Here is a 21,779-nt window from a genome sequence, read left to right on the forward strand (position 1 = left end):
AATTTAGGCAACAACGCCAGCGTAAAGCGTTGATCTTCGAGTATGTTGGCTTGATTGGTGTGTTTGTCGGTTATGGTTTGGTGCAAAGCGCGGCGGCACTTTACGTGATCGATCACCTGTTCTTTGCATTGGCGCTGGCGATCAAAACTTACTTCCAGAAAATCGCAGACCCGGCAGACATGGCATCAACTGCTGGTGTCTCTTTCACCATCAATCATATTGCAGCGGTCGTTATTCCAGTGGTGTTTGGTGTGATTTGGTTGTCTTCTCCTGCAACGGTTTTCTATATTGGTGCAGTGATGGCCGTGGTTTCTCTAGCGCTATCTTTAAACATTCCGAAGAAACCTGAAGAGGGCAACGAAGTGCGAATGTTTAGCTGGCGCTAATGTTGGTCTCGATATTATGAAATAAGCAAAAAGCTCCAATAGTGATATTGGAGCTTTTTGTTTATGTGGGATATGTATATCTAATCCGCAAAATAGGTTTCACGCGGATCAGTTTCTTACGGTTTTTAATTCGGTACGCAGCTTGAAAATTCCCTTTGGTGCCTTGGTGAGTAAAATGCCGCAAAGCAGGGGGATCATCATAAACAATGATTGTTCAGACAGAACTTCACCGTTGACGTAACAAGATATTAGCAGCGCTACTACCGGGAAAATCAAAAAGCAGATAGACGCTTGGAAAGGGGTCGAAACCTGTCCTAATTTGAAGTAAGCCACAACGCCGCCAACACTCGCGACAAAGCCTAGGTAAACCACGGCTGAGATTGAATCCCCAGTGAAGGATTCAACATTCACGTTTTCACCTACAGCTGAAACAGCGAATAAGAATAAAGCAGCAATCAGGCTCGGTACGGCGTTGTAGGTTAGTACTTCAATACCTTTGCAGTGCTTTTGAACCAGCACATACATAACTGCGTGAATCGCAACAGCAAGGCCTAAGCAAACCGTGCCAATTAGGTAGTCATCGCCACCCATCTGCATTTCATTACCAAGGATTAGACATAGGCTCACAACAGCAGTAATCAAACCGAATATCTGGTGCTTCGCTAGTCGTAGACCTAAGAATAAGCCAGACATCAGCATCACAACCACAGGCATGTTGGCGAAGATGATCGACGCTAAACCTGAAGAGATGTATTGCTCGCCATAGATCATCAACGTAAACGGAATCGCGAAATACATCAACGCAACAATAAGCAGCCATTGGCGCTTACCTTTAGGGAACAGCAGTGGTTGGTTGAAGACTTTCGCCAATACTGCAAGCAGAGGTGCTGCAAGTAAAAAGCGCAACGCAGTAGCAAAAATAGGTGGGATAGAATGCAATGCTACTTCCATCGCGAACCAAGTGGTTCCCCAAATTAAGCAAACAGAGACAAAAAGCAAGATAGTTAGAGACTTCGAATTCATGGTGACTACTCATTAATAATTATTTTAAATCATAAGCTTGTGGCGCCTTAATGACGTGGCACAGTATAAGTAGGTCGTCGGAGAAAGTTTTTGTCTTTTTATCTCTAATTTGAGTTTTTTGTGGAAATTAAATCTCTAGTATGATTATTTTATAGAAAATAAATTCGCTTTAGATAGTTAAAGTAAAGTCATTGTTCTTTGTGAGGTTTAATTTAACTTAAGGAATGGTCAACTCAACGAGTATGGCTGTTGGGTTATTGCTGTTAGCGTAGCAACAAAAAACGCGCCCTTAATGAGGCGCGTTTTTGAGCAATACGTTTAAGAGGCTGCGTCTACTGCGTAACAGGCTTAACTTGTTTGGGTTGTCTTACCGCAAGGATAAGTTGTGGTAGCAGTGACATCACTATCATGCCGGTCATTAGTGAGTATTGTACTGCAGTGAATGATTCACCCATTAACACCATGCCTGTCACGATGCCAGCCACTGGGTTTGCGATTCCACCGAAGGTGAAATCAACCACCGACATACGTTGTAGCAACCACACATACATGCCGTAACCCAGCGCTGTGTTTAGGCCAATCACCCACACGAGTCCCATAGCATTACGAGTATCGAAATGAGTCACGGCATTAACATAAGGCTGCGGGTCGATGAATGCATGAACGCCAGACGCGACAGACAAAATCGTACCACCCAGAATCAACTGCCACGTTAATACCTTCCACCAGTGCATGCGGTTACCCAGTGACTTGGTAATGCTGCTGCCGATGACAATACACATTATTGCGGCAAACATTGCGCCTAAACCGATTGGGTTCAGAGCAATTTGGCTTGGGTTAAACAGTATCCACGCTAAGGTGATCAAGCCAATACCCGAAAGGGCTTGAATCAGATGCGGGCGCTGTTTTTTCACTACCCAGTGGAAGATCATCGCGAACACCGGCACGGAGATCATGCCCACGCCAGAGATTGCCGAAGGCAGCGTTAGCGCCATCACGAAGATCAAGCCAAAGAAGGTCGCGATATTGATAAGGCCCAGTGTGAAAATGATTTGCCACTCGCCTTTTTTAGGCAGTGTTGGTTTTACTGCTAGCAATAACAAACCAGCAGGTAACGCACGCAAAGCACCCAATAATAATGGTGGCCACTCCTGTAGCGTAAATTGCGTCACTGCATAGGTTGTTCCCCAAAAGAACGCGGGGATCATTGCTAATAATATGTTCATTTAAAATATCTTTACGTTAAGATAACTATTGTGTGAACTGTATACTGAGAACTAGTGGTTGTAAAGTATCTTTATGTTAAACTAGTTTGAAGTAATCAGACTAACAACGGAGCGAGATTGCAAATGGATGCTATCGACCGCGTAGTAGAGCAATGGGCAAAGGAAAAGCCCGAACTAGATACTGAGCCTATGGCAATGATGGGTCGGATTATGCGTATTGCCAAGTATATGGAGACGCAAGTTGCCGAGCTTCATAAAAAATACGACATGAAGCTGGGTGAGTTTGATGTGCTGGCGACGTTGCGACGTTCTGGGAAGCCTTACCGACTGACGCCATCTGAACTGATTGGATCCATGATGCTGACATCTGGCGCGATGACCAATCGCCTTGATAAGCTAGAAGCCAAAGGGCTGATCAGTCGTGAACACAGCAAAGAAGACAGACGCAGCGTGAGTGTTCAGTTAACAAAAGATGGTCTTATTCTGATTGACCAAATGATGACTGAACATGTCGAAATGCAGAAAAAACTGGTTAAATCATTGTCTGCGAGTCAGAAGAAGAACACCAACCAACTTCTGAAAACATGGTTGAGCGCGTACGAGTAGTTTTTCTGATCTTCCTTTAGATTCAATAAAAAACCGAAGCTTAATCGCTTCGGTTTTTTTGTGCTTGTTTAAGAACTTCAAGTACAGCGAATTGGCGAGTTAAGCTTGCAGCATCTCGTCACTGAACAGTTCTGCACAACCAATGCCGTTGATGGCGCAACTTTCGTCGATGTCTGAGATGTCACCGCTGACCCCAATCGCACCAAGTACCGTTTTATCCTTATCTCGAATCAGTAGGCCCCCTGGCACTGGCACCATGTTTCCGTGTGCGAGTACGTTTACGGCGGAGATAAATGCTGGTCGATTATCAGCATCTTGGGCGAGTTTTCTAGAGGAACAACCCAGTGCGAGTGCTCCCCACGCTTTAGCAATCGCGATGTCTGGTCGCATCATGCTAGAGCCGTCTTGACGTTGCAGAGAAATCAGCTTGCCACCGCTGTCTAAGACGGCGACCGTCAAAGGTTCTGTGTGGATTTTGTTTCCTGCTTTTAAGGTTCCATCGATGATGGTTAACGCTTGTTGTAGAGTCAAACTTCCCATGTTATCTCCTAGTTTTTCAAGGGGCATACGTACCAAGCTCAGCCAGCCAATCATTACTCTAGTTTGTGAATAATCATTGACTGGTTCAGCTCGGTACAAGAGTCCTAACTGGACTCTTGTAATAGCCCATAGCTGGGTAAAGTTAGGAAGGCGGCGAACTCTTCGGCTGTAGAAAGTTGATAGAAAAGATCAGCTGTCTCTTCAAATCGACCAGCTGAATAGCGCGAGTCTCCGACTTCATGTTTTATCGTGTCTAACTCCTGGTAAAGCCAAGAGTGGAATAGTTGCTTGGTAAAGGTTTGGCCGTCATCAAGCGTGACGCCGTGGTGGATCCATTGCCAAATATTGGCTCTCGAGATCTCAGCGGTCGCCGCATCTTCCATAAGGCCGTAGATAGGTACACAGCCGTAGCCTTGAATCCAAGCTTCGATGTAATAAAGCGCGATGCGTATATTCTTACGCACACCCGCTTCGTCGCGGCTGCCTTCGCAAGGTTTTAGTAACGAATCTGCATTGATCACATGCTCTGGGCTTTGGAAATCCATTTGGTTTACTTTGCCATCAAGGTGCTTATCGAATATCGACATCGCTAAATCAACCAGTGCAGGGTGCGCGACCCAAGTGCCATCGTGTCCGTTCTGAGATTCTCTCTGCTTATCTTCGATAACCTTGGCGGTGACACGCGCCATTTCTTGCGGATCTTTTGCTGGAATAAAAGCCGACATACCACCCATCGCCAGTGCGCCACGAGCGTGACAAGTACGCACCAGTAGTTGGCTATAGGCGTTGAGGAATTCTTGATCCATACCGATCCCATGGCGGTCAGGCAGGATGCGGTCTTTATGGTTTTTCAGCGTTTTGATGTAGCTGAAGATGTAATCCCAACGGCCACAGTTCATTGCCACGATATGATCACGCATGGCGTACAAGATCTCTTCCATTTGGAATACGGCTGGAAGTGTCTCAATCAAAACTGTCGCACGAATTGTGCCTTTGGGTACGTGGAAATAGTTTTCGGTGAAGCTGAAAATATCGTCCCACCACTGTGCTTCTTCCATGCTCTCAAGCTTGGGAATGTAGTAGTAAACGCCTAAGCTTTGTTGTGCACGTGATTGATAGTTGTGGAAAAAGTACAAAGCGAAGTCCATCAAGCAACCGCCGATAGGCTGATTGTTGAATTGGATGGATTGCTCAGGAAGGTGGATCCCTCGTGGGCGAGCGATCAGCAGTGCAGGATCGTCGTTTAATTGGTAACGCTTCTGCTTCTTCTCATCGAAATGGCTAATGGTGCCAAGGTTGGCGTCTCTTAGGTTGATTTGCCCTTCGACCATATTGGCCCAAGTCGGGGAAGACGCATCTTCAAAGCAGCACATGAAGACTTTCGCGCCTGAGTTTAGCGCGTTGATCACCATCTTTCTTTCGATAGGCCCGGTGATCTCTACTCGGCGATCGAGTAGCTCTGGTGGCGGTGTCGCCACTTTCCACTCTTTATTCTGGCGAATGGAAATGGTGTCCTTTCTGAAATTGGGTAACTCACCCTCGTCATATTGAGCTTGTTTTACGTCGCGGTCACTTAGCAGGGCATGACGGCGATCTCCAAACTTATTGACGAGAGCTTCTAAGAATTTTAATGCATCTTTAGACAAGATCTCTTTGTACTCGGAGTTGTCCATCTTCCCAAGTACCTGCATACATTGTACTTCTTCTCTCTCTTTTACGTCATTCATCATTGTTGTCTCCTTTATACAATACGATGCCACTTTGTATACAAAATGCTCTTTTTAAGGATATTTATATTGTAGAAATTGTAAACAAGCAAACGGTATTTAACATTTATTTATCATTTGATCTTTTTGTAATTTATTTTTACGTAAAGATATTTTATGTAAAGCAATGAATTGTAAGCTTTTCAGGATGAGTGCGTACTTAATGCGATGGGTTGATGTAACGAAATTGTTTCGTTCTGGGGTTGATAAATAGCTAGGATGGTTCATAGTACACAAAAGTTAGTTTAATTGTATACAATCTGAACTGGAGGTTCGAATGGCAATTATGAAAGCGATTGAAGCAGCGGTAGAGGTGCTTAAACGTGAAGGTGTAGACATCGCATTTGGTGTTCCCGGCGCAGCAATTAACCCTATGTATGCGGCTATGAAAAAGCTCGGAGGAATCGACCACGTCTTAGCTCGTCACGTAGAGGGTGCATCCCATATGGCTGAAGGGTATACGCGTACCAATCAAGGCAATATAGGTGTGTGTATTGGTACTTCTGGTCCTGCGGGAACGGACATGATCACGGGCCTTTATTCTGCGTCTGCAGATTCAATCCCAATTCTATGCATCACCGGCCAAGCGCCCCGTGCTCGTCTTCATAAAGAAGATTTCCAAGCGGTCGACATTGAATCTATCGCTAAACCAGTCACTAAATGGGCAACCACGGTGCTGGAACCTGCACAAGTGCCACGCGCATTTCAAAAAGCCTTTCATTTAATGCGTTCGGGTCGTCCGGGGCCAATCCTGATTGATCTACCGATTGATGTTCAGCTGGCTGAAATTGAATTTGATATCGATACCTATGAACCGCTAGAACCTTATAAGCCACAAGCAACCCGCGTGCAGGTTGAGAAAGCATTAACCATGATGTCTCAATCTGAAAAACCGCTGATTGTATCGGGTGGTGGCGTGATTAACGCTGGTGCGTCTGAATTGTTGCAACAGTTTGCCGAGATCACTGGAGTTCCTGTGATTCCAACCTTGATGGGTTGGGGCTCGATCCCAGATGATCATGAATTAATGGCAGGCATGGTAGGGCTACAAACGTCTCACCGTTACGGCAACGAAACCATGCTCAAATCTGACTTCGTGTTTGGTGTCGGTAACCGTTGGGCCAACCGTCATACCGGGTCCGTGGATGTTTACACCGAAGGTCGTAAGTTTGTACATGTGGACATTGAACCAACTCAAATCGGCCGTGTGTTCTGTCCGGATTTGGGCATAGTCTCTGATGCGAAAGCAGCACTAGAGCTAATGGTTGAAGTGGCGCAAGAGTGGCGTGATGCTGGCAAACTGCCAAACCGAAATGCTTGGGCAAGTGAGTGTCAGGAACGCAAATCGACCATGCTGCGTAAAACCAATTTCGATGAAGCGCCAATGAAACCGATGCGTGTTTATGAAGAGATGAACAAGGCATTTGGTCGTGACACTTGTTATGTGAGCACAATTGGTTTGTCGCAAATTGCTGCCGCTCAGTTCCTGCATGTTTATAAGCCGCGTAACTGGATCAACTGTGGTCAAGCTGGCCCATTGGGTTGGACAACGCCAGCCGCATTAGGCGTACGAGCTGCTGATCCAAATCGCGATATCGTTGCTATCTCTGGTGACTACGATTTCCAATTCATGATCGAAGAACTGGCCGTTGGCGCGCAATTCAACCTGCCATATATTCATGTGTTGGTGAACAACTCGTATCTAGGTTTAATTCGCCAAGCACAGCGTCAATTTGATATCGATTATTGTGTACAACTGGCGTTTGATAACCAGAATGCGCCAGAGCTTGAAGGCTACGGTGTTGATCATGTTGCGGTTGTTGAAGGCCTAGGCTGTAAGGCAATTCGAGTTCGTGAACCAGACCAAATTGCCGCTGCGTTTGAGCAAGCCAAAGAGCTGATGAACAAGCATAAGGTACCAGTGGTTGTTGAGCTGATTCTTGAGCGAGTAACTAACATAGCAATGGGCGTTGAGATCAATGCCATCAACGAGTTTGAGCCACTTGCCGAAAGTCGCGGCGATGCCCCAACGGCGCTAGCGTACAAGTAATCATTAAGTCATGTGTATCCGTTAGAGCTGAGGTTTAGCTCTACGGAAAAGCCTCCAATAGAGCGAGGCTCTACTACAAATAACCAGGTTTTCAAAAATAAAGAATAAGGACAGAGTCATGGCAAAATTTGCAGCAAACTTGTCAATGTTATTCACGGAAGTTGATTTTATGGATCGCTTTGAAGCCGCCGCAGATGCGGGCTTTCAAGGTGTGGAATACCTTTTCCCTTACGCTTTTGATGCTCAGGCAATCAAAGCAAAGCTCGACGCTAATAACCTAGAGCAAGTGCTATTTAACCTGCCTGCGGGTGATTGGGACGCTGGCGACCGTGGTATCGCGGTAGACCCAGCGCGAGTTGAAGAGTTTCAAGCGGGTGTACCTAAAGCCATCGCTTACGCAAAAGTGCTCGGTTGCACTCAAGTGAATTGCTTGGCGGGGGTTGTTCCGCAAGGTGTGACCCAACAAGACGCGCAATCGGCGTTTGTGATTAACCTGCATTACGCGGCGAACGCGCTAGCAGCAGAAGGCATTAGCTTAGTGATAGAAGCGATCAATACCCGTGATATTCCGGGCTTCTTCTTAAACACTACAGAGCAAGCCAAAGCGATCATCAAAGAGGTAGGGAGCGATAACCTTTCTATCCAATACGATATTTATCACATGCAAATTATGGAAGGCGATCTTACGCCGACCATGCAGCAGAACATTGGTCAAATCGCACACGTGCAACTGGCTGATAACCCAGGCCGACACGAACCGGGTACTGGCGAAATCAATTATCCATTCGTGCTCAATTATCTTGATAAGCTTGGTTATCAAGGCTGGGTTGGCTGCGAATACAAACCTAAAACGACAACGACAGAAGGCCTTGGTTGGCTGCACCAGTACCGTTAATTGCGTCTGGTAACCCTCAAACGTTAAGGAGAACAACATGTCTAAAATTGCATTTATCGGAACTGGCATCATGGGTAAACCTATGGCGAGCAACCTTCAAAAAGCAGGTCACGATTTGATTCTTTCGGATCATTTTAATGCAGCACCAGCTGATCTCGTTGCCGCTGGCGCAACAGTTTGTCATTCACCCGCGGAAGCGGCAGAGGTGGCAGACATCATTATCTTAATGGTGCCGAATACACCACAAGTTGAAGATGTCCTGTTTGGTGACAACGGCGTCGAGCAAGGCCTCACAGCAGGTGGCGCAACGGGTAAGCTAGTTATCGATATGAGTTCAATCTCGCCAATCGCGACCAAAGCAATTGCAGCGCGAATCAACGAAGGCGGCGCTTCATACCTAGATGCTCCGGTTTCTGGTGGTGAAGTGGGCGCGATTAACGCGGCTCTGACCATCATGGTTGGCGGTGAGCAAGACGCCTTTGATAAAGCACGCCCGCTGTTTGAAATCATGGGTAAGAACATCACGCTGGTAGGTGATAACGGTGCAGGTCAAACATGTAAAGTGGCTAACCAGATCATCGTTGCTCTTAATATCGAAGCGGTGTCTGAAGCCTTGGTTTTTGCTTCAAAAGCCGGTGCAGATCCAGCACGAGTTCGTCAGGCGCTATTAGGTGGCTTTGCTAACTCTAAGATATTGGAAGTACACGGTGAGCGTATGGTTGAAGGCACCTTTGACCCTGGCTTTAGAATCTCACTACACCAGAAAGACCTGAATCTGGCGTTAACGGGCGCACAAGAATTAGGTGTTGCACTACCGAATACGGCTAACGCTCAAGAGTTGTTTGGCGAGTGTGCCGAAATGGGCGGTGAAGGTTGGGACCACTCTGCGCTTATTCAAGCGATTGAGAAACGTTCTGACCACTCGATTCGTTAATCTAGTTAACGGTTTATCCGTCAACAATTCATTGGTCTTTTCACTTAAATAGGGTCTAGGGCCAATAAATACGGGCTGCCATCGCATGTAATGTCGAATAGTAAATCTACTTTCAGGCCTCGATAGAACATCAATGTGTTAGTCCACCAGTTTCAAACAGTTTGTTTATAAATCGCGTAGTTTCGTCTCCTTTTATACGCGTTCCTGATACGAGGCAAAGGTTGAAGTTGTTCCTTTCCAACTTGATCTTAGCAGGCACCCTTTGGCCTTGTATCGGGGTTCTTTTTTTCTCCGTCAACTAAGGAGTGGATGATGGACATTGATGCTAAGCAGTTTCTACAAACCCTTTTCTCAAGTGCTGTTAATCAGGCGCTACCTAAGAATCACATCGAACCTTTTCTTCCTAAAGACATTTTTTACCGCTCAGCCAACCAAGCTGGGCGTACTGTGGTGATAGGAGCAGGTAAAGCGGCCGCGTCAATGGCAGCAGAGCTTGAAGCGGTTTGGCAGGCAAAAAAACAACAAGATCTCGCACTGCGTGATCTTGAAGGCTTAGTCGTGACCCGCTACGAACACACCGCCCCTTGCGAACATATCGAAGTGATTGAAGCTGCGCACCCCGTGCCAGATGCGATGGGCTTAGAAGTGAGCCAACGTATGCTGCAATTGGTGAGTGGCTTGAGCGCTGACGACACGGTTATTTGCCTACTGTCGGGTGGCGGTTCCGCTTTGCTAAGTCTGCCCGGTGGCGATATCAGCTTGGCAGAGAAGCAACAAATCAATAAGGCGTTGCTTAAATCAGGCGCCGCCATTGATGAGATGAATTGTGTTCGCAAACATCTATCTTCGATAAAAGGCGGTCGACTCGCCAAAGCAGCGTATCCTGCAAGGGTAGTGTCACTGGCGATTTCTGATGTGCCGGGCGATGACATCAGTGTGATTGCATCGGGCCCAACCGTACCCGACACCACCACGCGTTTTGATGCGATGGCCATTTTAGAACGTTATCAAATAGAAACACCACGCTCGGCATTTGAATGGCTAAATAATCCAGAGTCAGAGACCATTAAGCCAGATGATGCCTGTTGGAAGAACGCGGAGCACCATATTATCGCTACCCCGATGTCGGCATTGGAATCCGCTGCTGCAGAAGCTGAAGGCTTGGGTATTCCCGCTTATGTGTTGAGTGATTGCATAGAGGGAGAAGCGCGAGATGTCGCGAAGGTGCATGCTGCGCTAGCCAAACAAGTGGCTAATAACAAGCACCCATTCGAGACGCCTTGCGTGATACTTTCCGGCGGGGAAACCACAGTAACCGTTAAAGGCAATGGTCGCGGTGGGCGTAACTGTGAGTTCTTGTTGAGCTTGTATAACGAGCTTAAGGGACAAGACAACATATTTGCATTAGCTGCCGATACCGACGGGATTGATGGCGTGGAAGACAATGCGGGCGCATGGATCACGCCTCAAACATGGCAACAAGGTTCGAGCCTGTCGCTTAAAGCGCAAGACTATCTCGATGCCAACAACAGCTACGATTTCTTCAAGCAAGTCGATGTGCTTCTTACCACGGGGCCGACGCTGACCAATGTGAATGACTTTCGCGCAATATTGATTCTTTAACTTGAACAGTTCAAAAACACGGTATGGAATGGTCGCTTCTTAACAAATAGAGCGGCCATTTTATTGTTATCAATGCGGTGACCTTGAGTTCTGAGATTATCTTCTGGACTAATGAAGCACGTTGATTACTATGATTTTAGTAACGAGCTGTAAAGGATGCAATATGTCTAGGATCAGACAAAAGAATCAAGATTTAATCATCGAAGTCGCGTGTGAACAATTCGCCACTCATGGTTATGCCGCAACAAAAATGGCCGATATCGCAAAAGCGGCCGACATTCCCAAACCCAACGTATTCTACTATTTCAGCTCTAAAGATAAGCTCTACAACGCTGTGCTTGAAACCGTCACTCAGCCTTTACTAGAAGCGTCTCGTCCGATTGAAGAGCTCAGCGATCCTGTTGAAGCCTTGTCTCAATATATTCAAACCAAGCTGATCATTTCTCGCGATCATCCACATGCCTCTAAGGTATTTGCCAATGAAGTGATGTCTGGCGCTAAAGTATTGCCGAAAGAGATTGGTGACGAGCTGTATAAGCAATCCCAGATGATTCTTGATAAGTTCTCGACATGGTCGGCGCAGGGCCTAATGGACGATGTTCCCGCTCATCACCTGATGTTTACCATCTGGGCGGCAACTCAAACCTACGCCGATTTTGGCTGGCAGATTTGCAGCGTGATGCAGAAGGACCAACTCGATGATAAAGACTATGCCGATGCTGCTCAGTTCATCACACAGTTAGTGATTAAAGGCTGTGGTGTGAAAAGCTAATGTTGTTTGAACGTTTATCTAGGTGTGTGAGTGACTATAAGCACAGAACCTCTTTTGTGACCTGTTGTGCAATAACTCATTTATCTTGAATTCGGTTCGATTAGGTATGCCATTTTATTTAAATGACAGGTTATAGTATCGCGAAAATTGGCGGCACTTACTCTTCTGAAAAGCGAAAAGCTGGAAACTTATAGATGAAGCCGCTAACAATATTACACGCACAACATTAAGGTTTAGCAATGACGCTTAAAAGCTTGGCATGCACCATCAGCGCAGTTCTGCTTGCAGGTTGCGGTTCAACGGTCGCGACGCAAACATACAACGCTGATCTGATCATCACCAACGGACAGGTTCTCACCATCAATTCAGAAATGGATGTGATTGAAGATGGTGTTGTTGTAGTGAAAAACGACCAGATCATCGCAGTCGGTACCGAGGATTTAATGACTCAATATCGCGCAGAAAAAGTGATTGATGCTCAAGATGGAATCGTTATGCCGGGCATGGTCAATGCACACAACCATTTACCGATGATCGCGTTTCGTGGCTTAGGGGAAGAGGGTATTTCGAATCGTCTGTTCGCTTACTTCTTCCCTCTAGAAGCCGAAAAGCTAAGCCGTGAACTGATTTACAACGCAACCAAGCTTGGCTCTATCGAACTAGCACAAAGCGGTGTAACCACTTATGCCGATATGTATTACCACATGGATGAAATGGCCAAGGCGACCAAAGAAGTCGGCTTACGCGCTGTGCTCGGCGAAACCGTGATTAAGTTCCCAGTGGTCGATGCCAAAGAACCTTACGGCGGCATTGAATACGCCAAAGGCTTTATCGAACAATACAAAAACGATGAGCTAATCACGCCTGCTTATGCACCACACGCGGTGTACACCGTGAGCAAAGATAAGCTGCAAGAAATCAACAAGCTGTCTGCTCAATACGATGTGCCGGTGCTGATTCACGTTGCTGAATTCCCAAATGAAGAGAAACGCATCAAAGATGAAACTAAGGCAACATCGCCAGTCGAATACATGGATGAAATTGGTGTGCTGGACGAGCGCGTAGTCATTGCTCACGGTATCCATCTTTCGGAGAACGATCAAAAGCTTCTAAAGCAAGCTGACGCAGGGATCTCATACAACCCAATGGCGAACGCTAAAGGCGCGACAGGCATTGCACCTGCTTGGGAGATGTACCGTGCCGACATGCGCATTGGCTTAGGAACTGACGGCCCAATGAGCTCAAACCAAGTCGATATCATGCGTACTCTAAGTTACGCAGCTAACATGCAGCGCTTAAAGCATTCAGACCGCACCATTATGATCCCTGAGCAAGTGATTGAAATGGCAACCTTAGGTGGCGCGAAAGCCCTACACATGGAAGATCAAATCGGTTCTCTTGAAGCGGGTAAGAAGGCAGACATCGTGATTGTAGAGACAACATCAGCGAACATGATGCCAAATTACGACCCTTACGCGACCTTGGTTTACCAAGCGAACCCAAGCAACATCGACACGACGATTGTGAACGGCCAAATCGTAATGGAAAACCGTGTAATGCAAACCGTTCAACTGGATGAAATCCGCCAAAGCGTCGATGAGTTTGAAACAGATATCAAAGCCTTTGCCAAAGAGCTTTCTAAGAAGGCGATTAAGTCGAAGAGCTTGATGGATTAAGATGTAAATCGGTTTCTAAAAATCGAACTGAATGAACAAGGCCGACATCACGTCGGCCTTTTTTCGCTTTTCTAGTTAGAGAGTATTTAATTATTCATCGCCAGTTTACCTAGCTTCATTGCAGCTGCATGGTGGCGGTGCATTAGTTGTTCCATGTCTACGCCAATCACAGCGCCATCGTTCACTCGCCACTTACCTGCAACCATCACTTTATCCGCTTGTTGAGCACCACAAAGTAGTAATGCGGCCAGTGGGTCGTGGCTGCCAGAAAAACGAATATCATCGAGCTTGAACATCGCGATATCGGCTTGTTTGCCAACCTCTAGTGTACCAATGTCGGTTCTGCCCATTGCGCGTGCTGAGCCTGACGTTGCCCAGCGCAGTGCGTCGAAGTGTGAAACGTTGGCTGAGCCATACTGCAGGCGCTGTAAGTACATCGCCATGCGCACTTCTGCAATCATGTTCGAACCGTCATTGGAGGCCGAACCATCAACACCTAGCCCGACTTTAACGCCAGCGGCTTCAAGGTCGTTGTTCTTACAAATACCGGAAGCCAGCATCATGTTGGACGTCGGGCAGTGGCTGATGCCAATGCCTGCTTTGCCCAATCGTTTGATCTCTTCTGGGTTGAAGTGAATGCCGTGTGCAAGCCAAGTGCGTTCATTCAGCCAGCCCACATCTTCTAGGTAATCGACAGGGCGTAGACCGAACTTCTCGATACAGAAGTCCTCTTCATCGAGCGTTTCGCATAGGTGAGTGTGCATCATCACGTTCTCACGCTCACTGATCTTGGCGGTCTCTTTCATTAGATCGGTGGTGACCGAGAACGGCGAACAAGGCGCGAGTGCGATTTGAATCATCGCCCCTTCATCACGCTGGTGGTAATCGCGAATCAAGCGTTGGCTGTCATCAATGATGGTTTGTTCGGCTTGAATGGTGTGTCGTGGAGGTAGCCCACCTTCATCTTCCCCAAGGCTCATGGAACCGCGCGTAAATATCGCTCTTACACCTAGTTTCTCTGCGGCCTCGACTTGTAAATCGATGGCGTGCTCTAGCCCGTTTGGCAGCAAGTAATGATGGTCTGACGCTGTGGTACAGCCCGACATCATCAACTCAACCAGAGCTAACTCTGTGGCAAGGCTCATCATCTCCGAATCGAGGTTGGCCCAAACTGGATAGAGGCTTTGTAGCCAATGGAAGAGTTCTTTATTCAGTGCGCCGGGGTAGGCACGCGTTAGGGTTTGATAGAAGTGGTGGTGCGCATTGATAAGCCCAGGAGTCACAACATGACGCGAGGCGTCGACGCTGTAATCTACGGGTAAGGTCGGTTCTTTGTGTTTGCCAACCAGCTCGATGATTGTATTACCTTTAATGACAATACCGCCTTCTGCATCAGCCAGTGAGCCAGTGTAGATTGCGAGAGGATTCTTAATCCAGATGGTTTCCATTCATAGTAGTCCTTAGCCATCTCAGCCTTTTCAGGGAAGAGGGTCTTTATTGGTATTTGCTGTTGAAAGATAAATTCGAATCAGGGCGTTAAAACGTTCGATGTTGTAATCAGCCCTGATCCTACGGAAATCGGTTTTACGTTAGTCAGTGAACCCGTTAGTTCGAGAATCAGCTAGTTCGTTTTTGGATCAGGATTTTCTGATGCCGCTTGAACGTCTGCTTCTGTACTTGCTTGTTGAATCTCTAATTGCTCGCCTGAGTGTAGCTCTTCTTCAGCCTGTTCTTTCATTTCTAGCTCAACTTGCGCTTGGCTCTCGGCTAACGCTTCTTGTTCTTCAGCTTTTGATGATTTTGGTAACACAAGATTTAGCAGAACCGTCATAATGGTGCCTGTGGTGATGCCCGAGTGAAGGAAGTTCGCCAAATCGTGCGGCAAGTGTTGTAGCAGTCTTGGTTCGAAAGTGACGGCCAAGCCAGACGCTAAACCAACACAGATTACCAAGGCATTTCGCTTGGTGTCTGCGGCCTTGATCAACATGCGGATACCCGCGTAGGCAATCATACCGAACATCACAAAACCCACACCACCTAGAACAGGTTTCGGAATCGTGACGGCAATAGCGGCTAATTTCGGGAATAAACCGCCTAAAATTAGTAAACCACCGGTTGCAGCCACAACATAACGACTTGCTACACCTGTGATACCTACAATACCGACGTTTTGACTGAACGATGCCAGTGGCATTGCCGTTAAAATCGAGGATAAGGTACTGCCAAGGCCATCGCCCAATAGACCACGTTTTAAGTCTTTACCGCTGACTTGGGTTTGGCAGTTGTTGCCTAATGCCATGAAGTCCCCCGTTGCTTCGGCGATAACCACGATGTACACCAAGCTCATGCTGATGATGGCACTCGCAGAAAAGGTAAAGCCATATTTGAAGGGTTCAGGACCGCCTACCCAAGCGGCAGAGCTGATTTGCTCAAGGTCGACCATGCCGAGTGATAGCGCCACAATGTAACCGCCCGCCAAACCAATCACGATGGCCGAAGCGGCAACCGCGCCTTTACAGTAAACCGATACGCCGACCACAATCCCCAAAGAGATCAGTGCTAGAAACAGCTTTGGCAGCGTGGCGAATTGTTCTGTGTTGGCAGGAGAGTCTCCGACCCAGTTCATGGCAACCGGTAAAATGGTTAAGCCGATTAAGGTAACCACTACACCACTTACCACGGTTGGGAACAGTTTCCGAACCTTGTCCATGTAGAAGCTGGCACCAATCACCACGAACGAGCCGATAAGCGCTGAGCCCATGATCGCGGCGACACCGCCTTCATTGCCGATTGAAATGGCGACGCCCAAAAAGGCAAAGCTCGAACCCATCACAACGGGCAGCCGAATACCAACAGGGCCAAAACCGAGACATTGAGCGACGGTTACAATACCTGACGCCAGCAGCGCAGCATTGATCAGCGAAACGATCTCGGTGTTAGGCAAGCCAATTGACGCGCCGACAATAAGGGGAACAGCGACGATGCCACCAATTGAGGCGAGCATGTGCTGTAATGCGAGTAAAAAGGTTAAGCCGTGAGGCGGTCTTTCATTTAGGGTGTACAGAAGTTTCATTTGATATTCCTCTGCCTGCGTTTCCATTTACAGGCGACTGGCGGTCAAATAATGACTTCTACAAACTGCGTAGGGTCATAAAAAAGGTGCACTAACCGAGCGGAATGCGTCTGCACTCCGCTGATTAGCACTATTAGCTTTTTCTTAAAAATGCTGTTCTAGCATGTGTCTTAATAGCTTGGCTTGTGAACAAACCAAGCACTCATTCTTGAGCCATCTCTAAATGACCAAATGTCTAAGCGACGGCTCAAGAACGATTTGATTAACCGATGAACACGAGCTTCGCGACAAAAATCGCGGCTAGGAAGTACATCGAAATCGAGACGTCTTTTGTTTTGCCTGTCGCCAGTTTCAGCACAGTGTAGGTAATGAAACCCAGTGCGATACCATTTGCGATAGAGAATGTCAGTGGCATCATCAGGGCAGTAATAGCTGCAGGTGCACCGTTGGTGAAGTCTTTCCAATCAACGTGCTGCATGCTGCTCATCATCACGAACGCTACGTAAATTAACGCGCCAGAGGTTGCGTAAGCGGGGATCATGCCTGCTAGTGGAGATAGGAAAATTGCCGCTAAGAACAACACACCAACCACAATCGCAGATAGGCCTGTTCGTGCGCCTGCTGCAACGCCCGCTGCACTTTCTACGTAACTGGTTACTGGCGGACAACCCACACACGCACCTGCCACACTTGAGATACTGTCGGCTTTGAGCGCTTTGCTCAGGCCTTCAATTTTTCCTGTTTCAGGGTTAGTTAGGTTTGCACGCTCAGCCACGCCCATCAAAGTACCCGCGGTATCGAACATGTTTACAAAAAGGAAAGCCAAGATAACGCTGATCATCGAAACATCGAGTGCGCCCATAATGTCCATTTTTAGGAACGTAGGCGCTAAGCTTGGTGGCGCCGCGAAGAAGCCGTTGTAATGCACTAAACCAAGCATCATACCGACTAGCGTTACACTCAAAATACCGATTAACACCGCACCAAAGACTTTACGCTCACTAAGAACAGCGATGATCAAGAATGCGATAGCGGCCAGTAGCGCTTCAGGTTTAGTGAAGTCACCTAGAGAAACCAAAGTTGCTGGGTTTTCGACGACGATACCTGCTGTTTTTAAGCCAATCAGACCTAAGAACAAACCAACGCCCGCAGTCATGGAGTAACGTAAACTCACAGGGATACTTTCAATGATCCATTGGCGGACTTTGTAGAAGCTCATCCCGACAAACAAGATACCTGAGATAAACACCGCACCCAGTGCCACTTCCCAGCTGTAGCCCATTTCGCTTACTACCGTGAACGAGAAAAAGGCATTCAAGCCCATGCCCGGCGCAAGTCCGACAGGCCAGTTCGCAAATAGCCCCATTAACAAACAACCGATAGCTGCACCAATACAGGTTGCGACGAATACCGCTCCTGCATCCATACCCGATGCGGCCATAATTTGTGGGTTAACGAAGATGATGTAAGCCATGGTTGCGAAGGTAGTGACACCACCGACTAACTCATTTTTTACGCTACTTCCGTGGGCCTTAATTTTAAAAAACTTCTCTAAAATTCCGTTGTTCGCATCTTGGTTGAGTATTTCTGTTTTACTCTCACTCATGTCAGCAAGTCCTTTTATGTTGTGATCCATTTATTGAATACAGCGAGATTTCAATATTAAGTTTTAAGGTTTTTTCCTAGCCGTTATTTCTTTAGTTATCTGTTGTTTAGTCATCAACTTCTAACTAATAACGTTGTTAGTATTTTTATATGAGCGTGTTTAGTGGGTGCACACCTTTGGGGTGTACACGTGAATCTGTTTAATATTTGGTGATTGAGCCTAGTTCGAAGTTCTAGGTCACGGGACTAACTGCCCCGATAGGTTGAGAAACTGTAAGGCGAGACGAGAAGAGGAACGTGGTAGTGCGCGTCTGGATCATCTAGACCAAAGCGAATAACCACATCATCTAGGAAGGGTACGCCATCCAGCTCCACGCCTTTGCTTCTGTAGTAATCGGCGACGTAAAACACCAATTGGTATTTCCCCGGTCGGAAATCATTTCCTGCCAGAATCGGCGCATCGGTTCGGCCATCGGAGTTGGTGAGTACCGTCGCCAGTTTTTCTGTTGAGCCTTCGTTGACCTTATAAAGCTCGACCTTGATCTCTGCACCCGGTAAGCCGTGAGTAGTGTCTAATACGTGTGTTGTTAGTCTTCCCATAGTCCTTTAATAGCGCTTTTGGCGCTCCTCTGTTCCGTGGTTTATCTGTGTAATTCGACCCTGCAAAGAATGCAACTGGTCACTTTGTTATCACTAACTATGTACGAACTGTATACAATTAGTAAAGCGAATTGTTGGAGAAATGTTAACTATTTAGTCGTTTTTTCTGCCTTTAAAGATGTGTGTTATTGGTTTTTGGTCGAGAGATTCATCGTTAAGATCCTGTTTTTAAATGGTTTGGATGATTAAAATTAACTTGAATAACAAAATCTTTACATTGAGATAAATAATTGTATACAATAAATGTACAGGGGTAAGGTTGCTCGGTTTTTGGAAAATCCATTCACTGATTCATTTTGATGAACCAGTGAAAGAGCGGCTAAGCCAACCACTTATGTTAGGAGTACTTGGATGAATAAGGATTATTCAAGAAATTTGATCGGTTACGGAGCTAACCCTCCAAACCCTCAATGGCCAGGTAATGCGCGCGTCGCGGTTTCTTTTGTATTGAACTATGAAGAGGGTGGTGAGCGTTGTTTGTTACATGGAGACGACGAGTCTGAAGCCTTTCTCTCAGAGATCCCGTCAGCACAGCCGATCAAAGGCGAGCGTCACATGAGCATGGAATCCATCTATGAATATGGTAGCCGTGCGGGTGTATGGCGTGTTCTTCGCTTGTTCGATGAATATGAAATCCCACTGACCGTCTTTGCGGTCGCAATGGCGATTGAGCGTCACCCAGATGTTGCCAAAGCCATGGTCGAAGCGGGCCACGAAATCTGTAGTCACGGTTATCGCTGGATAGACTATCAATACATTGATGAGTCAGAAGAGCGTGATCATATGACCAAGGCGATTGAGATTATCCAACAAGTGACGGGTCAACGACCACAAGGTTGGTATACCGGTCGAACGGGGCCAAATACGCGTCGCTTGATAGCAGAAGAGGGCGGCTTCCTTTACGACTCAGATGCCTACGATGATGACCTGCCTTATTGGCACACCGAAACTGGTCATCCGCAATTGGTGATCCCTTACACACTCGATGTAAACGACATGCGTTTTTCAACGGCGCAAGGTTTTAACTCTGGTGAGCAATTCTTCCAATATCTGAAAGACACGTTTGACACCCTTTATATGGAAGGCGAAACCGCACCGAAAATGATGTCGGTAGGACTGCATTGTCGTCTTATTGGTCGTCCCGGTCGTATTGCTGCATTAAGACGTTTCTTAGATTACGTAAAACAGCATGACAGCGTGTGGCTATGTCGTCGAATCGATATCGCCAACCACTGGCACCAACATCACCCGTACCAACAACAAGCTAATTATCAACAGAAAAAATAACGAAGCGAGAAGCAAGGAGGCTATACGTGACTGAATTTCGATCATGCCAACCAACAACCATGGAACGCGATACCTTTGTCGCTCATTTCGCTGATGTCTACGAACACAGCCCATGGGTTGCTGAAGCGGTTTATGACCAAGGTTTGAATGCCGAAGATGATCATATCGAGAATCTTCATCTAAAAATGGCATCAACCTTGTTAAATGCCGACCAAGGCAAACAGTTGGCTTTGATCAATGCTCACCCAGATTTAGCGGGCAGAGCAGCAGTAAACGGCGAACTCACCGAGTCGTCGACCAAAGAACAAGCGGGGGCGGGCATCGACCAGTGCAGCGCCGAAGAATTTGAAAAATTCACTTCTTACAACAACAGCTACAAAAGTCGCTTCAATTTCCCTTTTATCATGGCGGTGAAGGGAGCCAATCGTTACCAAATTCTTGAGTCGTTCGAGATGCGATTAGGAAATGATAGTGAAACTGAGTTTGCTACGGCGATTCAAGAGATCAACAAGATCGCGATGTTTCGTCTCTGGGATATGTAAGTTAACGGAGTTAACAGCTATCTCAGCCCAGTGTTAGTGCGTTAAAGGTTTGATTTGTAAAAACATAAGCCACTAAGTTCTCATTTTATTATTACTTGATTAATTTCATAGGATTACACGGACATGACCCATAAATTTGAACAGTACATAAACCTTGCAGACGAAAAACTCGGCGCAGAAGCTATCTTCGCAACCGACGATTTTTTCGCAGATAAAAGCCGTCTACTCAGCCACGCAGCGCCAGAGTGGAAAGACGACTTATATGACGACAACGGCAAGTGGATGGACGGCTGGGAAAGCAGACGCAAACGCGGCGAAGGTTACGACTACTGTGTCGTTCGCCTTGGCCTAGCTGGCACCATTGCTGGCGTTGATATTGATACCTCATTCTTCACAGGTAACTTCCCACCTTCGGCATCAATCGACGCGTGTTATTCACCACAAGGTGAGCCAACAGATTCAACAGAGTGGCAAGAAATTCTGCCTTCAATGGCACTACAGGGTGATCATCATCATCTTGAAGACATCGAAAGTGACCAAGTATTTACGCACCTACGTTTGAACATCTACCCAGACGGCGGTGTCGCACGTCTACGTGTTTATGGCCGACCAAGCGTGGATTGGGACGCAATAGATTCTCAGCAACAAGTTGACCTAGCAGCCGTTGAACACGGTGGCCGAGCACTCGCATGTAGCGATGAGCACTACGGCAACAAAGCCAACATCTTAGGCCCAGGCCGTGGTGAAAACATGGGTGATGGCTGGGAAACAGCACGTCGTCGCACACCAGGTAACGACTGGGTTATCGTGGCACTAGGCCACCCAGGCAACATCGAACGCATCGTAGTGGATACGGCTCATTTCAAAGGTAACTACCCAGACAGCTGCTCAATCCAAGCGGCTTACGTGAAAGGTGGCACCGACGACCAAGTGGAAACACAAAGCCTATTTTGGCGTGAACTCTTGCCAGCACAAAAGCTGCAAGCGCATGAGATTCACGAATTCATTTCTGAGGTAAACGACCTTGGTGCGATTACCCACGTACGTGCAAACATATTCCCAGATGGTGGTATCAGCCGTTTGCGTCTGTTTGGTACGAAAGCGAAATAGGTAAG

At 47.0% G+C, this 21,779-nt stretch carries 18 protein-coding genes and 1 pseudogene; 11 read left to right on the forward strand and 8 right to left on the reverse strand.

Annotated elements, in window-relative coordinates; genetic code table 11:
* Positions 1 to 386 (forward strand): annotated as a pseudogene (locus AB4493_RS02705) (MFS transporter); the annotation flags it as partial.
* Between the two features lie 108 nt (positions 387 to 494).
* On the opposite strand, the gene AB4493_RS02710 reads toward AB4493_RS02705, so the two are convergent.
* Positions 495 to 1,409 (reverse strand): DMT family transporter, encoded by a 915-nt coding sequence (locus tag AB4493_RS02710; RefSeq protein WP_372151738.1) that lies wholly within the window; start codon positions 1,407 to 1,409, stop codon positions 495 to 497.
* Positions 1,410 to 1,741: 332 nt separating this feature from the next.
* A complete protein-coding gene (locus AB4493_RS02715) occupies positions 1,742 to 2,635 on the reverse strand; it encodes a DMT family transporter (RefSeq protein ID WP_017065021.1) in 894 nt (297 codons plus the stop codon).
* Positions 2,636 to 2,758: 123 nt separating this feature from the next.
* Between AB4493_RS02715 and AB4493_RS02720 the strand changes: the two genes are divergently transcribed.
* Complete coding sequence (locus AB4493_RS02720; protein WP_017061583.1) at positions 2,759 to 3,241, forward strand: MarR family winged helix-turn-helix transcriptional regulator; 483 nt, start codon at positions 2,759 to 2,761, stop codon at positions 3,239 to 3,241.
* 99 nt (positions 3,242 to 3,340) lie between these two features.
* On the opposite strand, the gene AB4493_RS02725 is transcribed toward AB4493_RS02720, so the two are convergent.
* Both AB4493_RS02725 and aceB read right to left on the reverse strand, forming a co-directional pair.
* Positions 3,341 to 3,781, reverse strand: coding sequence for a heme-binding protein (locus tag AB4493_RS02725; RefSeq protein ID WP_008220964.1), 441 nt, complete (start codon positions 3,779 to 3,781; stop codon positions 3,341 to 3,343).
* Positions 3,782 to 3,885: 104 nt separating this feature from the next.
* Positions 3,886 to 5,511 carry a malate synthase A gene (gene aceB / locus AB4493_RS02730; RefSeq protein WP_372154477.1) on the reverse strand — a complete coding sequence of 542 codons (1,626 nt, stop codon included), beginning with the start codon at positions 5,509 to 5,511 and terminating at the stop codon, positions 3,886 to 3,888.
* A 313-nt stretch (positions 5,512 to 5,824) separates the two neighbouring features.
* Here aceB and gcl point away from each other — a divergent pair, with 313 nt between their 5' ends.
* From gcl to AB4493_RS02760, 6 genes are all read left to right on the forward strand, one after another.
* A complete protein-coding gene (gene gcl / locus AB4493_RS02735) occupies positions 5,825 to 7,597 on the forward strand; it encodes a glyoxylate carboligase (RefSeq protein WP_372154478.1) in 1,773 nt (590 codons plus the stop codon).
* A 118-nt stretch (positions 7,598 to 7,715) separates the two neighbouring features.
* Positions 7,716 to 8,492 (forward strand): hydroxypyruvate isomerase, encoded by a 777-nt coding sequence (hyi, locus tag AB4493_RS02740; protein ID WP_372154479.1) that lies wholly within the window; start codon positions 7,716 to 7,718, stop codon positions 8,490 to 8,492.
* Positions 8,493 to 8,529: 37 nt separating this feature from the next.
* Complete coding sequence (locus AB4493_RS02745) at positions 8,530 to 9,426, forward strand: 2-hydroxy-3-oxopropionate reductase (RefSeq protein ID WP_372154480.1); 897 nt, start codon at positions 8,530 to 8,532, stop codon at positions 9,424 to 9,426.
* A 312-nt stretch (positions 9,427 to 9,738) separates the two neighbouring features.
* Complete coding sequence (locus AB4493_RS02750) at positions 9,739 to 11,049, forward strand: glycerate kinase (protein ID WP_108223970.1); 1,311 nt, start codon at positions 9,739 to 9,741, stop codon at positions 11,047 to 11,049.
* Between the two features lie 163 nt (positions 11,050 to 11,212).
* Positions 11,213 to 11,821, forward strand: coding sequence for a TetR/AcrR family transcriptional regulator (locus AB4493_RS02755; RefSeq protein ID WP_102332259.1), 609 nt, complete (start codon positions 11,213 to 11,215; stop codon positions 11,819 to 11,821).
* Between the two features lie 239 nt (positions 11,822 to 12,060).
* Positions 12,061 to 13,497, forward strand: a complete 1,437-nt coding sequence (locus tag AB4493_RS02760) for an amidohydrolase (protein ID WP_372154481.1) — start codon at positions 12,061 to 12,063, stop codon at positions 13,495 to 13,497.
* 86 nt (positions 13,498 to 13,583) lie between these two features.
* On the opposite strand, the gene AB4493_RS02765 is transcribed toward AB4493_RS02760, so the two are convergent.
* The 4 genes from AB4493_RS02765 to uraH form a co-directional block, all read right to left on the reverse strand.
* Positions 13,584 to 14,945: an 8-oxoguanine deaminase gene (locus AB4493_RS02765; RefSeq protein ID WP_102332257.1), complete on the reverse strand. Its 1,362-nt coding sequence runs from the start codon at positions 14,943 to 14,945 to the stop codon at positions 13,584 to 13,586.
* A 173-nt stretch (positions 14,946 to 15,118) separates the two neighbouring features.
* A complete protein-coding gene (locus tag AB4493_RS02770) occupies positions 15,119 to 16,570 on the reverse strand; it encodes a nucleobase:cation symporter-2 family protein (RefSeq protein WP_017076964.1) in 1,452 nt (483 codons plus the stop codon).
* A gap of 262 nt (positions 16,571 to 16,832) precedes the next feature.
* Positions 16,833 to 18,176, reverse strand: coding sequence for an NCS2 family permease (locus AB4493_RS02775; RefSeq protein ID WP_076667210.1), 1,344 nt, complete (start codon positions 18,174 to 18,176; stop codon positions 16,833 to 16,835).
* A 245-nt stretch (positions 18,177 to 18,421) separates the two neighbouring features.
* Positions 18,422 to 18,775, reverse strand: a complete 354-nt coding sequence (gene uraH / locus AB4493_RS02780; RefSeq protein ID WP_048611819.1) for a hydroxyisourate hydrolase — start codon at positions 18,773 to 18,775, stop codon at positions 18,422 to 18,424.
* A 411-nt stretch (positions 18,776 to 19,186) separates the two neighbouring features.
* On the opposite strand from uraH, the gene puuE reads away from it, so the two are divergent.
* The 3 genes from puuE to alc all read left to right on the forward strand — a co-directional run bounded on the left by puuE (position 19,187) and on the right by alc (position 21,774).
* Complete coding sequence (puuE, locus tag AB4493_RS02785) at positions 19,187 to 20,122, forward strand: allantoinase PuuE (RefSeq protein WP_372154482.1); 936 nt, start codon at positions 19,187 to 19,189, stop codon at positions 20,120 to 20,122.
* 26 nt (positions 20,123 to 20,148) lie between these two features.
* Positions 20,149 to 20,664 (forward strand): 2-oxo-4-hydroxy-4-carboxy-5-ureidoimidazoline decarboxylase, encoded by a 516-nt coding sequence (gene uraD, locus AB4493_RS02790; protein ID WP_372154483.1) that lies wholly within the window; start codon positions 20,149 to 20,151, stop codon positions 20,662 to 20,664.
* A gap of 123 nt (positions 20,665 to 20,787) precedes the next feature.
* On the forward strand, positions 20,788 to 21,774 hold the full coding sequence (gene alc / locus AB4493_RS02795; RefSeq protein WP_017069066.1) for an allantoicase: 987 nt from the start codon (positions 20,788 to 20,790) through the stop codon (positions 21,772 to 21,774).
* Positions 21,775 to 21,779: the final 5 nt, after the last annotated feature.

The sequence above is a fragment of the Vibrio sp. 10N.222.55.A1 genome (assembly GCF_041473835.1).
GTDB classification, from domain to species: domain Bacteria; phylum Pseudomonadota; class Gammaproteobacteria; order Enterobacterales; family Vibrionaceae; genus Vibrio; species Vibrio crassostreae_C.

Excerpts from the sequence above, each read along its gene's own strand:
- AB4493_RS02710 (WP_372151738.1), bottom strand. The coding sequence starts at position 1,409 with ATGAATTCGAAGTCTCTAACTATCTTGCTTTTTGTCTCTGTTTGCTTA.
- AB4493_RS02715 (WP_017065021.1), bottom strand. The coding sequence starts at position 2,635 with ATGAACATATTATTAGCAATGATCCCCGCGTTCTTTTGGGGAACAACC.
- AB4493_RS02720 (WP_017061583.1), top strand. The coding sequence starts at position 2,759 with ATGGATGCTATCGACCGCGTAGTAGAGCAATGGGCAAAGGAAAAGCCC.
- AB4493_RS02725 (WP_008220964.1), bottom strand. The coding sequence starts at position 3,781 with ATGGGAAGTTTGACTCTACAACAAGCGTTAACCATCATCGATGGAACC.
- aceB (WP_372154477.1), bottom strand. The coding sequence starts at position 5,511 with ATGATGAATGACGTAAAAGAGAGAGAAGAAGTACAATGTATGCAGGTA.
- gcl (WP_372154478.1), top strand. The coding sequence starts at position 5,825 with ATGGCAATTATGAAAGCGATTGAAGCAGCGGTAGAGGTGCTTAAACGT.
- hyi (WP_372154479.1), top strand. The coding sequence starts at position 7,716 with ATGGCAAAATTTGCAGCAAACTTGTCAATGTTATTCACGGAAGTTGAT.
- AB4493_RS02745 (WP_372154480.1), top strand. The coding sequence starts at position 8,530 with ATGTCTAAAATTGCATTTATCGGAACTGGCATCATGGGTAAACCTATG.
- AB4493_RS02750 (WP_108223970.1), top strand. The coding sequence starts at position 9,739 with ATGGACATTGATGCTAAGCAGTTTCTACAAACCCTTTTCTCAAGTGCT.
- AB4493_RS02755 (WP_102332259.1), top strand. The coding sequence starts at position 11,213 with ATGTCTAGGATCAGACAAAAGAATCAAGATTTAATCATCGAAGTCGCG.
- AB4493_RS02760 (WP_372154481.1), top strand. The coding sequence starts at position 12,061 with ATGACGCTTAAAAGCTTGGCATGCACCATCAGCGCAGTTCTGCTTGCA.
- AB4493_RS02765 (WP_102332257.1), bottom strand. The coding sequence starts at position 14,945 with ATGGAAACCATCTGGATTAAGAATCCTCTCGCAATCTACACTGGCTCA.
- AB4493_RS02770 (WP_017076964.1), bottom strand. The coding sequence starts at position 16,570 with ATGAAACTTCTGTACACCCTAAATGAAAGACCGCCTCACGGCTTAACC.
- AB4493_RS02775 (WP_076667210.1), bottom strand. The coding sequence starts at position 18,176 with ATGAGTGAGAGTAAAACAGAAATACTCAACCAAGATGCGAACAACGGA.
- uraH (WP_048611819.1), bottom strand. The coding sequence starts at position 18,775 with ATGGGAAGACTAACAACACACGTATTAGACACTACTCACGGCTTACCG.
- puuE (WP_372154482.1), top strand. The coding sequence starts at position 19,187 with ATGAATAAGGATTATTCAAGAAATTTGATCGGTTACGGAGCTAACCCT.
- alc (WP_017069066.1), top strand. The coding sequence starts at position 20,788 with ATGACCCATAAATTTGAACAGTACATAAACCTTGCAGACGAAAAACTC.